The sequence below is a fragment of the Alsobacter ponti genome (genome assembly GCF_024294805.1).
Lineage (GTDB): Bacteria > Pseudomonadota > Alphaproteobacteria > Rhizobiales > Beijerinckiaceae > Alsobacter > Alsobacter ponti.
The window spans coordinates 42,428-54,170 of record NZ_JANCLU010000025.1 but is presented as its reverse complement, the minus strand read 5'-3'; the positions used below and the strand labels follow the sequence as shown (position 1 = coordinate 54,170).

General features: G+C 70.9%; 13 protein-coding genes and 1 tRNA gene. 10 read left to right on the top strand and 4 right to left on the bottom strand.

Annotation, left to right across the window (positions count from 1 at the left end; all coding sequences use genetic code 11):
• Together NK718_RS19510 and NK718_RS19505 are read left to right on the top strand one after the other, a co-directional pair.
• Window positions 1-673 (top strand): hypothetical protein (locus tag NK718_RS19510; RefSeq protein WP_254745754.1); only part of this gene is annotated, 673 nt, incomplete at its 5' end.
• 8 nt (window positions 674-681) lie between these two features.
• On the top strand, window positions 682-2,175 hold the full coding sequence (locus tag NK718_RS19505) for a M48 family metalloprotease (protein WP_254745752.1): 1,494 nt from the start codon (window positions 682-684) through the stop codon (window positions 2,173-2,175).
• Window positions 2,176-2,193: 18 nt separating this feature from the next.
• Here the strand turns inward: NK718_RS19505 and NK718_RS19500 are convergent, their stop codons facing one another.
• Window positions 2,194-3,060, bottom strand: coding sequence for an RNA polymerase factor sigma-32 (locus NK718_RS19500; protein WP_254745750.1), 867 nt, complete (start codon window positions 3,058-3,060; stop codon window positions 2,194-2,196).
• A gap of 164 nt (window positions 3,061-3,224) precedes the next feature.
• On the opposite strand from NK718_RS19500, the gene NK718_RS19495 reads away from it, so the two are divergent.
• From NK718_RS19495 to minE, 4 genes are all read left to right on the top strand, one after another.
• Window positions 3,225-4,091: a dienelactone hydrolase family protein gene (locus NK718_RS19495; protein ID WP_254745748.1), complete on the top strand. Its 867-nt coding sequence runs from the start codon at window positions 3,225-3,227 to the stop codon at window positions 4,089-4,091.
• Between the two features lie 402 nt (window positions 4,092-4,493).
• Window positions 4,494-5,267, top strand: a complete 774-nt coding sequence (minC, locus tag NK718_RS19490; protein WP_254745746.1) for a septum site-determining protein MinC — start codon at window positions 4,494-4,496, stop codon at window positions 5,265-5,267.
• 22 nt (window positions 5,268-5,289) lie between these two features.
• On the top strand, window positions 5,290-6,108 hold the full coding sequence (gene minD, locus NK718_RS19485) for a septum site-determining protein MinD (protein WP_254745744.1): 819 nt from the start codon (window positions 5,290-5,292) through the stop codon (window positions 6,106-6,108).
• Window positions 6,105-6,422 carry a cell division topological specificity factor MinE gene (gene minE, locus NK718_RS19480; RefSeq protein ID WP_254745742.1) on the top strand — a complete coding sequence of 106 codons (318 nt, stop codon included), beginning with the start codon at window positions 6,105-6,107 and terminating at the stop codon, window positions 6,420-6,422. The genes minD and minE overlap by 4 nt, the downstream gene beginning before the upstream one ends.
• 81 nt (window positions 6,423-6,503) lie before the next feature.
• Here the strand turns inward: minE and NK718_RS19475 are convergent, their stop codons facing one another.
• The gene (locus tag NK718_RS19475; protein ID WP_254745740.1) at window positions 6,504-7,406 is read right to left on the bottom strand and encodes a CYTH domain-containing protein; all 903 of its coding nucleotides are present in this window, start codon (window positions 7,404-7,406) and stop codon (window positions 6,504-6,506) included.
• A 76-nt stretch (window positions 7,407-7,482) separates the two neighbouring features.
• Between NK718_RS19475 and NK718_RS19470 the strand changes: the two genes are divergently transcribed.
• The 4 genes from NK718_RS19470 (at window position 7,483) to NK718_RS19455 (ending at window position 10,358) form a co-directional block, all read left to right on the top strand.
• Window positions 7,483-7,836 (top strand): hypothetical protein, encoded by a 354-nt coding sequence (locus NK718_RS19470; RefSeq protein ID WP_254745738.1) that lies wholly within the window; start codon window positions 7,483-7,485, stop codon window positions 7,834-7,836.
• Window positions 7,837-8,122: 286 nt separating this feature from the next.
• The gene (locus tag NK718_RS19465) at window positions 8,123-8,857 is read left to right on the top strand and encodes a Crp/Fnr family transcriptional regulator (RefSeq protein WP_254745736.1); all 735 of its coding nucleotides are present in this window, start codon (window positions 8,123-8,125) and stop codon (window positions 8,855-8,857) included.
• A 233-nt stretch (window positions 8,858-9,090) separates the two neighbouring features.
• Entirely contained in the window at window positions 9,091-9,717 is a 627-nt protein-coding gene (locus tag NK718_RS19460; protein WP_254745734.1) for an undecaprenyl-diphosphatase, read from the top strand.
• Window positions 9,717-10,358 carry a DedA family protein gene (locus tag NK718_RS19455; RefSeq protein ID WP_254745732.1) on the top strand — a complete coding sequence of 214 codons (642 nt, stop codon included), beginning with the start codon at window positions 9,717-9,719 and terminating at the stop codon, window positions 10,356-10,358. The genes NK718_RS19460 and NK718_RS19455 overlap by 1 nt, the downstream gene beginning before the upstream one ends.
• A gap of 103 nt (window positions 10,359-10,461) precedes the next feature.
• On the opposite strand, the gene NK718_RS19450 is transcribed toward NK718_RS19455, so the two are convergent.
• Window positions 10,462-10,551 (bottom strand) — tRNA-Ser (locus tag NK718_RS19450).
• 120 nt (window positions 10,552-10,671) lie between these two features.
• The gene (locus NK718_RS19445) at window positions 10,672-11,640 is read right to left on the bottom strand and encodes an NAD(P)/FAD-dependent oxidoreductase (protein ID WP_254745730.1); all 969 of its coding nucleotides are present in this window, start codon (window positions 11,638-11,640) and stop codon (window positions 10,672-10,674) included.
• Window positions 11,641-11,743: the final 103 nt, after the last annotated feature.

The window sequence follows — 11,743 nt, the reverse complement described above, 5'->3', positions numbered from 1 at the left end:
CGGCCCCGTGCGCGTGGTGGAGGCGGGCGGCGCGCGCGGCGACCTGCTGCTGCCGGCCGGGTCGCGCGCCCGGCACGCCGGGCTGGCCTGGCCGCTGCAGCCGGCCGGCGAGGGCGACGGCGTCGCCGACGTGGCGGCGCGGCTCGCCGGCGGCGCGGCGGTCGCGGTCCCGTCCGGCGCGGCGGCGGACCGCTGGGAGAGGCGGCCGGTGCACGTCGTGGCCGGTGGGGCGCTGGTCTCGGCGGAGCTCGTGGCGGAAGGCCGCGCGGCGGTGCGGCCCGGGGACCTGACGCCCGCCTGCCGGGCCACGCTGCTGGCGCTGGAGGCCGAGGCGCGGCGGGCGCGGCGAGGCGCGTGGGCCGAGGGCGGCGTTTTTTGGGCCGCCGGCGACACCGGTGGCTTGCGCGCCCGCGACGGACGTTTCACGGTGGTGGAGGGCCGCGTCGCCAGTATCGGCGAGGCGGGCGGAAGGTTTTACCTCAATTTCGGCGCGATCCGGAGCGAAACCTTCAGCGTATCCGTGGCAAGAGCGGCCTTGCGCAGGTTCGAGGCATCGGGCATGAGGTTGACATCGCTGGAGGGGCGCAGGGTCCGCGTGCGGGGCGTCGTCCTGGACCGAAGGGGGCCCGCGATGGAGATCGCGAGCCCCGACGAACTGGAACGTCTGGACTGAAGCGGCCCGTGTCACTGCCTCGCGTCATGTTTCCCGATCCGACCGTGCGTCCGTTGCGGCGGCTGCTGGCCGCGTGCGGCGTGGCGCTGGCGCTGGCCGGCTGCGCGTCGGATCATGTCGGGGTCGGCACCTTGCGCGGCAAGGCGCCGGCCGGCGCGCCGCGCGTCGCGGGCGTCGACACGCCCGGCTCGCGCGACCACCGCAACCTGGTGTCGATGTTCGGCGGCGAGTACCGCTACGGCCAGGCCGAGCGCATGCTCAACGACGTCATGGCGCGCCTCACCGCCGCCAGCGAGCGGCCCGACCAGTCCTACCGCGTCACCATCCTGAATTCGCCGGCGGTCAACGCTTTCGCGCTACCCAACGGCAATCTCTACGTCACGCGCGGCCTGCTGGCGCTGGCCAACGACACCTCCGAGATCGCCGCCGTCATGGCCCACGAGGTGGCGCATGTCAGCGCCAACCACGCCGTCGCGCGGGCCGAGCTGCAGCGCCGGGCCGAGCTGGTCAGCCGCGTCGTCGCCGAGGTGCTGGAGGATCCCGCGGCCGGGCAGGCCGCGCAGGCGACCGGCCAGTTCAACCTCGCGAGCTTCTCGCGCGCCCAGGAGCTGGAAGCCGACCAGATCGGCGTGCGCACATTGGCCAAGGCGGGCTTCGACCCGTTCGGCGCGGCCCGCTTCCTCGGATCGCTCGGCCGGCAGGCGGCGATGCGCTCCGCCCTGCTCGGCGAGAAGCCGTCGCAGCAGAGCATGAACTTCCTGTCGACCCATCCCTCGACGCCGGAGCGCGTGGCGCAGGCGCTGGCGGCGGCGCGGGCCATCGGCGGGCCGGGGCTCGGCGAGAGCGACCGCGGGCGCTATCTCGCGGCCATCGACGGCATCACCTACGGCGACGACCCGGCCGAGGGCATGGTGCGCGGCACGCGCTTCCTCCACCCGCATCTGGGCTTCACCTTCACGGCTCCGCCCGGCTTCGTGCTGGAGAACTCGGCCGTCGCGGTGGTCGGCCTCGCGCCGGGCGGCGCGCAGGCGCTGCGCTTCGACAGCGTCAAGCTGCCCGACGACACGACGCTGGAGGCCTATCTGTCGAGCGGCTGGATCGAGGGCGTCAAGGTGTCGCCGCCGGAATCGCTGGAGCCCGAGGGGCTGGACGGGCTCACCACAGTGGCGCGGGGCGACGACTGGACCTTCCGGCTCGCCGCCATCCGCTCCGGCGCGGCGGTCTACCGCTTCATCCTGGCGGCCCGCACGCTCACGCCGGAGGTCGACCGCCAGTTCCGCCGCAGCATCGCCAGCTTCCGCACGCTCACCGCGCAGGAGATCGCCTCGATCCGGCCGCTGCGCGTGGCGCTGGCGTCCGCCAAGCCGGGCGACACGCCGGAGACGATGGGCGGACGCATGGCGATCCCGGACCATCCGGTCGAGCGCTTCATGGCGCTGAACGGGCTGGAGCGGAACGCCGCGATCCGTCCCGGGCAAACCTACAAGATCGTCGTGGAGTGAGGCGGCGGCGCGGGGCCGTCAGGCCAGCGCGGCGCCGACGTTCGGGTGGCTCTCCAGCAGGGCGCGGCGGAGCTTCTCCATCGCGCGGCTCTCGATCTGGCGGACGCGCTCCTTGGAGATGCCGAGCCGGTCGCCGAGCGACTCCAGCGTCGCCGAATCCTCCGACAGCCGCCTTGCGCGCAGGATGTTCAGCTCGCGGTCCGACAGCACGGTGAGCGCCGAGCGCAGCCACTTCACCCGCCGCTCCGAGTCGATGGCCTCGCCGACCGTCTCGTCCGGCAGCGGAGCGGTGTCGATGAGGAAGTCCATGCGGGCGCTGGAGTCCTCGCTGTCGCCGAGCGGCGCGTTGAGCGACATGTCGGAGCCGGACAGGCGCGCCTCCATCACCGCGACGTCGGCCCGCGACACGCCCACCGCGGTCGCGATCTGCTGCTGGATGTCGACGAGCCCGTCGCTGCCGGCGGCCTGCGCCATGCGGGCGCGCAGCCGCCGCAGGTTGAAGAACAGCGCCTTCTGCGCCGAGCTGGTCCCGCCGCGCACGATCGACCAGTTGCGCAGGATGTAGTCCTGGATCGAGGCGCGGATCCACCAGGTCGCATAGGTCGAGAACCGCACCTCCCGGTCCGGCTCGAAGCGCGCGCCGGCTTCCAGCAGGCCGACATGGCCTTCCTGGATCAGGTCGGCCATCGGCAGGCCGTAGTGTCGGAAGCGGGCCGCGATGGCGATGACGAGCCGCATATGGGCGGCGGCGAGGCGATGCAGCGCATCCTCGTCCTTCTCGTCCTTCCAGCGCACCGCCAGCGCGTGCTCGTCCTCGCGCGTCAGGAAGGGGGCGTCCATCGCCGCCTTCACGAACTTGCGCCGCACGCCCGCGATCTCACCCATGACCGCCTCCTTTGATTGGAGATGACCGAGATACGCCCGCCGCGGGGCCGCGGATCACAATTGTGGGCCCGCGCCCACGTGAGCGTGATCGCGCCGCGCCTTGACGCGGTTCGCCACGGTCCGGATTCTGGCGGCTCAACCAAGAAGCACGCAGGGGAGGACACATGGCGCTGCACCAGTCGATCATCGATCTCTATGACGAATACACGCACAAGCCGCTGGGCCGGCGCGTCTTCCTCGAGCGGCTGACGGCGATGGCCGGGTCGACGGCCGCCGCCTCCGCCGCCCTGGCGGTCCTCGAACCGAACTACGCCCGCGCGGCGGTGGTTCCCGAGGCCGACCCGCGCATCCAGACCGAGCGAATCAAGACCCGGATCGGCGACACGGAGCTGGTCGGCTATCTCGCCGCCCCCAAGGGCGCGTCCAAGGTCGGGGCCGTCATCGTCGTCCATGAGAATCGCGGGCTGAACGCCCATATCGAGGACGTGACGCGCCGGCTCGCGGTCGACGGTTTCGTGGCGCTCGGCGTCGATTTCCTCGCCCCCTTCGGAGGCACGCCCGAGGACGCCGACGCGGCGCGGGCGATGTTCGCCAAGATCACCGGCGAGCAGGTGGTGGCGCAGGCCTCCGCCGCCGTGACCTTCCTCGAAAAACGAAACGGCTCGAACGGCAAGGTCGGCGCGGTCGGCTTCTGCTGGGGCGGCGGCATGGTCAGCGTCATCGCCGCGCGCGAGCCGCGCCTCGACGCCGGCGTGTCGTTCTACGGCGTCGCGCCGCCGGCCGACGCGGTGAAGAACATCAAGGCCAGCATGATGCTGCACTATGCCGGCCTCGACACGCGCGTGAACGCCACCATGGCCGGCTACGACGCCGCGCTGAAGGCGGCCAACGTGCCGCACACGATCTATGTCTACGAGGGCGTGAACCACGCCTTCAACAACGACACCAGCGAGGAGCGCTACAACAAGGACGCCGCCACGCTGGCGTGGTCGCGCACGGTGGAGTTCTTCCGCCAGACGCTCGGGGGGTAGGCGGGCGCGTCCACGGAAGGGCTTCTCGATGCGGGCCTCCGGCCCGCTTCATGAAGCGCCGCTTCGCGGCATCATCCATGCGCTGGACCCCGGACACCCCTCCGCTTTCGCTCCGGGGTTCCGGGGACGGGCGGACAGGCGTCCGCCCTTTGGGTTCGGGCGACGGACGGGCGAGGGCCCGCCCTTTGCGCTATCGTCCGGCGGCCTGCGAGCAGGGCCAACGTATTTTCATTAACTTTCACGACTTCCCGTAAGATCTTGTAAAATAACGCATTCACCACCTGTTAACGGCGCTCTCGGCCAAGCTCGTGGTTCATTTCGGGTCAAATCCGTCCACTCGTTTACCGCTCGTTAACCGTAGACAGGCCTAATCGATGCACCTCCGGAATCGAGGGTCATCGAGTGTCCATCGCAGAACGTCCCCGCCATGCGCTCCGGTTTCGCGGCCGTTCATTCCTCGCCCTCGCGCTGGCTCCCGAGCCGCCGCTGGCCGACTGGATGGCGGATCTCGACGCCTGGAGCGACAAGTCCCCGGGCTTCTTCGTGTCGCGGCCGGTCGTGCTCGACCTGTCGGCGCTGCCGATCGACCGTGACGGCGTGGCCGCCCTGGTCGCCGACCTCTATCGCCGCGACATCCGGATCATGGGCGTCGAGGGCGTCGACGCAAACTGGCTCGGCCTCGGTCTGCCGCCGCCGCTGACCGGCGGACGCCCGGCCGGTCCGCTGGAGACGATCGACGCGCAGCGCGCGCGGCGCGAGGCGGCCCGCACGGTCGTCGCGCCGGAGCCCGCCGAGGCCGCGCCGTCCGCCGCCGCCCCGGAGCCGCCGGCGCGCGCGCCGGAGGGGCCGCATTCCCTGCTGCTGCGCGAGCCGGTGCGCTCGGGCCAGACCATCATGTTCCCGGAGGGCGACGTCACCGTCGTCGGCTCCGTCGCGTCCGGCGCGGAGATCGTCGCCGGCGGCTCCATCCACGTCTATGGCGCGCTGCGCGGCCGCGCCATCGCCGGGGTCACGGGCAACCCCCGGGCCCAGATCTTCTGCCGCAGGTTCGAAGCCGAGTTGCTGGCCATCGACGGGCTCTACAAGACCGCCGACAGCCTGGAGTCGTCACTGCGCCTCCGCCCGATCCAGGCCTGGGTCGACGGCGACGCCATCCAGATAACAACCCTTGATTAGAAAAGCTTAGGAGACGGCGGCAATGGCCAAGGTTCTGGTCGTCACATCAGGTAAGGGAGGGGTCGGCAAGACGACCTCGACCGCAGCGCTCGGCGCGGCGCTGGCCCAGCAGGGCAAGAACGTGGTCGTCGTCGATTTTGACGTCGGCCTGCGCAACCTCGACCTCGTGATGGGCGCCGAGCGGCGCGTGGTCTACGACCTCATCAACGTCGTGCAGGGCGACGCCAAGCTTGCGCAGGCGCTGATCCGCGACAAGCGCATCGACAATCTGTGCCTGCTGCCCGCCTCGCAGACGCGCGACAAGGACGCGCTGACCGAGGACGGCGTCGCCCGGGTGATGGAAGAACTCAAGGAGAAGTTCGACTGGATCATCTGCGACAGCCCGGCCGGCATCGAGCGCGGCGCGCAGCTGGCCATGCGCCACGCCGACGTCGCCGTCGTTGTCACCAACCCGGAAGTCTCCTCCGTGCGTGACAGCGACCGCATCATCGGCATGCTCGACAGCAAGACGCTGAAGGCCGAGCGCGGCGAGCGCATGGAGAAGCACCTGCTGCTGACGCGCTACGACCCGCTGCGCGCCGAGCGCGGCGACATGCTCAAGGTCGACGACGTGCTCGAGATCCTCTCGATCCCGCTGCTCGGCATCATCCCCGAGAGCCAGGAAGTGCTGCGCGCCTCCAACATCGGCCAGCCGGTGACGGTCAGCAATATCTCCAGCGCGCCGGCGCGGGCCTATATCGACGCGGCGAAGCGCCTGCAGGGCGAGACGCTGGTGGTCACCATCCCGGCCGACCGCCGCGCGGGCCTGTTCGGGAAGCTCTTCGGCCGGAGGGCGGCATGAACATCCTCAGCCTGTTCCTGAAGCGCAACACCGCGCCGGTGGCGCGCGAGCGCCTGCAGATCCTGCTCGCCCACGAGCGCGCCGTGGTGGGCGGATCGGACCTCGTCGCCGTGCTGCGCGAGGAGATCCTGGCCGTCATCGCCAAGCACATGCAGATCGACCCCGGCGCGGTGCGCGTGAAGATGGACCGCAACCAGTCGCTCTCGACGCTGGAAGTGGAGGTCGACATCCCGGCCCCGAGCGGCGCGCGCCCCGGCGACAAGCCGGCCGAGACGGCCGCCGAGGACGAGACGCCGAAGGCCAAGGTCGCCTGAGCGGCCCGCTCCGTCGCAGACCAAAAAAAGCCCCCGGCCTCGGCCGGGGGCTTTTGCTGTTTCAGGGCCGGTCGGCCGCGCTCAGCGGCGGCGGCCGCCCCAGCGGTCCAGCTCGACGATCGCCTCGCCCTCGGCCGGCAGGCCGGGCTCGCGCAGCACCTTCGAGAGGCCCTGGATGATGGTCTCCATGCGCTTCGACGGGGTCTGGTCCTGCGCGGCGGCGGGCTCGGCTTGGGCAGGCGTCTCGGCCTGGGGCTCGGGCGCCCGGCGGGCGGCGGCGGCCGGCTCGCGCGGTGTGGCCGGCGACTGGGCGGGCGCGTCCTGCCGAACCGGCGGCGCGGGGCGCTGGGCGGCGGCGGCCTGCTGGGCGGCGGGAGGCGGCGGCGGCGCGGGCGCGCGCTGCGGCGGTTCCGGCTGGCGCTGCTGCGGCTCGACCGGCCGGCGCTGCGGCTCGGCGGGACGCGCGGGCTCGAACATCGCGCCGAAACGGTTCTCCAGTGTGTCGATCAGCGCCGTGAGCGCCGCGTCCGAGATCGGCGTCTCGACGGGCGGGATTCCCTCCAGCGCCAGGGCGCGGTTGTTGAAGGCGCGTTCCGCGCCAACCTCGCGACCCAGCCACGGCGGGGCCACGAAGTCGCCCTCGGCGTCGACGCTGGCGATGTCGATGCTGCGGCCGTTGCCGGCGATGCGCTCGAAGCGCAGTTCCTTGCCGCCGACCGCGAGCGAGGTGCGCTCGATGTCCAGACGGCCGGCGCACACGTCGAGAAGCGCCTCGGCCGGCTTGCGCGGCACCACGGTGACTTCCTCGACGGTCTGTCCGGCATCGTCCTGTCCGGTGAGGATCAGCTGGCCTTCGTCTCCCTCCAGCCGCACGTGCGAGTTGCGCGATTGCTGCGTCGGGAAATAGCCTTCGACGACGCGGACGCTCCCCCTTTCCCGGCGGATCAGCCTGGCCATCGACGGTGCTACGATGAAACGACGCATGGAAACCCCCTGCACGGACCGGAAACACCAACGCGGCGGCACGCCTTTCGGTTCCATGCCCACGCGCGAGCGGGAGATGGCCCCGAAGCTGACAGGGGAACCGATTCGCCGGGGCCCGGCCTATCGCCGCGCGCTCATGGCGGCATTGCTCGCGATCCCCTTGCTAACCGGAATGTTGCCGCAATCCCAGGTTGCGCGCGGGCTGGCGCAGAGCGAACCGGCGACGGATCGCTACGAGATTACCTCCGGGCCGTTCGGCGCGTCCGGGCCGATCTGGCTGATGTTCGACCGCCAGACGGGCCGCTCGTGGCAACTCGTGTGCGGCGCGGGCGCGCCCAACCTGCCGTCGCCGCCGCCGGGCGGTTGCGCGCTCGAATGGCAGCCGGTGACGCACAGCGCCCGCACTCCGCCGGCCCGCACGCCGCCGTGAGGCCTTGCGGGCCCGTCGTGGTCGACGAAAGACAGCATTCCGCCACTTTTTGAGCGGTTTTTAGGGGTCGTGGTCGCGTCTAGTTGGCCATTGAGCGTGCTTTCGGCCTCGGATTACTGCGCCGCCGGACGATTTCAGTCCGTGCCGCGCTGTGTTCGTTTTCGTACTGGCAATGTTCAAGGTGCCGCCGAAAGTTTATTATTTTCGCGCCGAAGCCGAATCGTGCGCGGATCGCTTCGACCGCAATGCGCAGGCGGCGGTGCCGCTGGCGATCCGAGGATGAGAGTTGACCGGCGGCGTACATAACCTTCTTCTCCGGGTTCTCCCCGAGCGCGAGCGCGGGCTGCTGTTGGCGAACGCCGAGCGCGTCGCCTTCCGCAAGCGCGAAAGCGTCGACTGCGGGCCGGCGGGGCACGAATGCGTCCTGTTCGTCGAGAGCGGCATGGTCTCCGTGATGCGCGAGGCGGCGCCCGGGCTCGCCGCGGAAGTCGGCATGATCGGCTGGGAGGGGCTGGTCGGTCTTCCGGCGCTGCTGGACGCCGATGACACGCTGCATCGCTACGTCGCGCAGACGCAGGTCGAGGCGCTGCGCGTCTCCGCCGCCTCGGTGCGCGCGCTGATGGCGTCGAGCGAGGCCGTCCACGCGCTGGTGCTGAGGCTGGCCCATTGCGCCGCGGCGCAGTTCGCCGCCACCGCCTTCGCCAACGCCGCGTTCAATGTCGAGGCGCGCCTCGCCCGCTGGCTGCTGATGGCGCACGACCGCCTGCCCGGCGGCGACATCGCGCTGACGCACGACATGCTGTCGACCATGCTGTCCGTCCGGCGCGCAAGCATCACCCTGGCCATGCACGAACTCGAGGGGGCGCAGGCCGTGCGCGGCAGCCGCGGGCTCGTCACCATCCGCGACCGCGCGAAGCTCATCGCCATCGCCGGGGCGAGCTACGGGGAGGCCGAGGCCGAGTACCGTCGGCTCATCGGCGCCACGCCCGCCACCGGCCACCTCGCGCCGATGCCGGCGTAGAGCGCTCGCCCCGCCTGCAGGCGGGTCACCAGCATTCGACCCGCGCGAACGGGCGCCGAGCTGACGGGCGCGCGCCTGTCAGAAGGTCGGGCCGGCGAGTCCATCGCGGGGATCCAGGCGCGATGCCCAGACGTTCTGCCGTGGAGCCGATGCTGCTCCGGACCAAGCGGCAGCCTCGAATCCGGCCGATTGTGGAGTGACACTGAAAAATCGACTTCGAAGAACAACGAGCCATGCTGGCGGTCAACGACCATCTTTTCCTGCTGATCAATGCCTCCGAACGCGCTTGGCCGATCACGGTCCTGATCGCTGAGGTTCTTGCCACTGGGCTGGTCTTCGCGGCCGCGCTCTTGCTTGTCGTCCTGTGGGTATGGGGCGCTCCGGCGCGCAGAAGCGCCCTCGCCGCAACCGGCGTTGCGGCCGCGCTGGCGCTGGTCTCAAACCAGATCGTCGGCCTTCTCTGGTACGAGCCGCGCCCGTTCATGGTGGGGTTGGGGCGAACACTGTTGGACCATGCGCCCGAGAACTCGTTTCCGAGCGATCACACCACGTTCATGCTGACCGTGGGGTTCGCGCTGATTGCGACCCGCGCCGCGCCCGGCTGGGGAAAGTTCATCAGCGGCTTGGGCGTGCTGGTCGCCTGGTCGCGCATCTTCCTGGGCGTGCATTTCCCTGTCGACATGCTGGCGTCCGCCCTTGTCGCATCGCTGTTTGGAGGGCTTTCCGTGCTCATCGTCGAGCCGGTACGGCGCTGGATCATGCCGCTGGCCGAGCCTGTCTACGAGGGGACGCTGCGCGCGCTGCGTCTGTCGCCCCGCGTGTTCCCGAGACGGGCGGGGGACGGGGACAACGCGCCCTGATGTCGTGGGCGAGCGAAATCCCGTTTTGGATTTCGAGCTACGGCTACGTTGCGATCGCGCTGATCATAGGGCTGGAGAGCATCGGGATTCCCATGCCCGGCGAGACGGCGCTCGTATCGGGGGCCATTTACGCGGGCGTCACGCATCGCCTCTCGATCGAGAGCGTGATCGTCGCCGCCGCGGTCGGCGCGGCCATGGGCGATAATGTCGGGTTCTGGCTGGGAGCGAAACTCGGATACCCATTGCTGGTCCGGTTCGGGCCCGCCATCCGCATCACCGAGGCGCGCTTGCGCCTGGGCAAGTACCTGTTCCTCCGGCATGGGACGAAGATCGTGTTCTGGGGGCGGTTCGTCGCTCTTTTGAGGACGTTGGCGGCTTTCCTCGCCGGGGCCAACCGGATGGAATGGCCACGCTTCCTGCTTGCCAATTTCGCGGGAGCGGCCGTTTGGGCCAGCGCCGTCGGCTCCGCCGCCTACCTGCTCGGCGAAGAGATCCACCGCTACCTTGGCCCGATTGGCCTTGTGAGCCTCGGCATCGCCGTCACGGCCGTGTTCGCGGGTGGGGTCCTCATGAAGCGCAAGGAAGCGCTTTGGCAAGCGGCGGCCGACCGCACTTTTCTAGAACCGCTTTCGCCTCCGTGACGCACGCGATGCTCTCGCCTCGTCCGGCCAGCGCGGCGGCCGTTCAGGCCTTTCCAGGCGTTCCGACTTCCGGGCTGGGAAGATCGCAGATTTCAGGGATGAGTGGCGGAGAGGGGGAGATTCGAACTCCCGATAGGGTTGCCCCTATGCCGCATTTCGAGTGCGGTGCATTCAACCACTCTGCCACCTCTCCGCGGTGACCCAGGCGGGTCGTGGTTGCGGGCGGGGCAATAGCATGGGGGCGGCGGTTCCACAAGCGCGTCCGCGCCGGAATTCGGCCGGTTTGAACCCGCGTCGCGAGCCGCCGCGCCGGTCAGGGCGCGAGCGCCAGGCCGTCGCGGGCGCGCAGGCGGTTGTGGATGTCGACCGCGGCGATTTCCGCCTGCGCCATGGCGACGCCGAGCTGGTTGAGCCCGGTCACGATGTCGCCCGCCGCGTAGCAGCCCTCCACCGAGGTGCGCTGATGCGGGTCGGTGACGATTCGCCCGTCCTCGTGCATGTGGAGGCCGAGCAGGGCGGCAAGCTCAGAGCGCGGCTGGATGCCCAGCGCCGAATAAATGGCGTCGAATTCCGCCTCGTCGCCGTCGTCGAAGACGAGCCGGGCGACCCGGCCGTCGCGGGTCTCGACCGTCCGCAGGCTGGTCTCGACGAGCCGGATGCCGGCGGCTTGCATGCGCTCGCGGTCCTCGGGTGGCGCGTCCAGAGCCTCGCCCAGCGTCACCAGCGTCAGGTCGCCCGTGTAGGTGCGAATGAAGAGCGCCTCGCCGAGCCCTTTCGGCCCACGCCCCAGCACGGCGACCTTCCGGTCGATGATCTCGAAGCCGTCGCAGATCGGGCACAGCCGCACGAGACCCTGGCGCACCGCGTCCATGGTGTCGGCCAGGGGCGGCTCGACGTCGACGACGCCGGTGGCGATGAGGAGGTGCCGGGCCCGCACGCGCCGCTCGCCGAGCGTCACGGCGAACAGGCCGTCGGCGCTCCGGCTCACCGCCGCGACCGACCCGGACACGGGGTCGTGGCCGTGCGCGGCGAGCTGCTCGCGCATGCGCTCGAGCAGGCGCTCGCCAACGATGCCGTCCGGAAATCCGGGGTGGTTGTGGGTGCGCGGGATCCAGCGCGCCCGGCTCTGTCCGGCGTCGGCCAGCAGGAAGCGGCGGCGGAACCGGGCCAGATAGATCGCGGCGGTCAGCCCAGCCGGGCCGCCGCCGACCACGACGGCGTCGAGCGGGTCGTCGCGTCCGTCGCCGAAGCCGCCGTCCCCGCGCCCCCCGTGCCCGTGCATCGCTCGCCCTCCGGTTGCCAGTTGGTAAGTCGCCGCCCGCCGCCCGGTTCCCTCGAACACCCCCCCGGCGAGGGTGGACAGCGCGGGCGCGGCGGTTAAGGTG

Coding starts and splice junctions, on each gene's coding strand:
- NK718_RS19500 (WP_254745750.1), bottom strand. CDS start 3,060: ATGGGTGAGATCGCGGGCGTGCGGCGCAAGTTCGTGAAGGCGGCGATG.
- NK718_RS19495 (WP_254745748.1), top strand. CDS start 3,225: ATGGCGCTGCACCAGTCGATCATCGATCTCTATGACGAATACACGCAC.
- minD (WP_254745744.1), top strand. CDS start 5,290: ATGGCCAAGGTTCTGGTCGTCACATCAGGTAAGGGAGGGGTCGGCAAG.
- minE (WP_254745742.1), top strand. CDS start 6,105: ATGAACATCCTCAGCCTGTTCCTGAAGCGCAACACCGCGCCGGTGGCG.
- NK718_RS19475 (WP_254745740.1), bottom strand. CDS start 7,406: ATGCGTCGTTTCATCGTAGCACCGTCGATGGCCAGGCTGATCCGCCGG.
- NK718_RS19470 (WP_254745738.1), top strand. CDS start 7,483: ATGGCCCCGAAGCTGACAGGGGAACCGATTCGCCGGGGCCCGGCCTAT.
- NK718_RS19460 (WP_254745734.1), top strand. CDS start 9,091: ATGCTGGCGGTCAACGACCATCTTTTCCTGCTGATCAATGCCTCCGAA.
- NK718_RS19455 (WP_254745732.1), top strand. CDS start 9,717: ATGTCGTGGGCGAGCGAAATCCCGTTTTGGATTTCGAGCTACGGCTAC.
- NK718_RS19445 (WP_254745730.1), bottom strand. CDS start 11,640: ATGCACGGGCACGGGGGGCGCGGGGACGGCGGCTTCGGCGACGGACGC.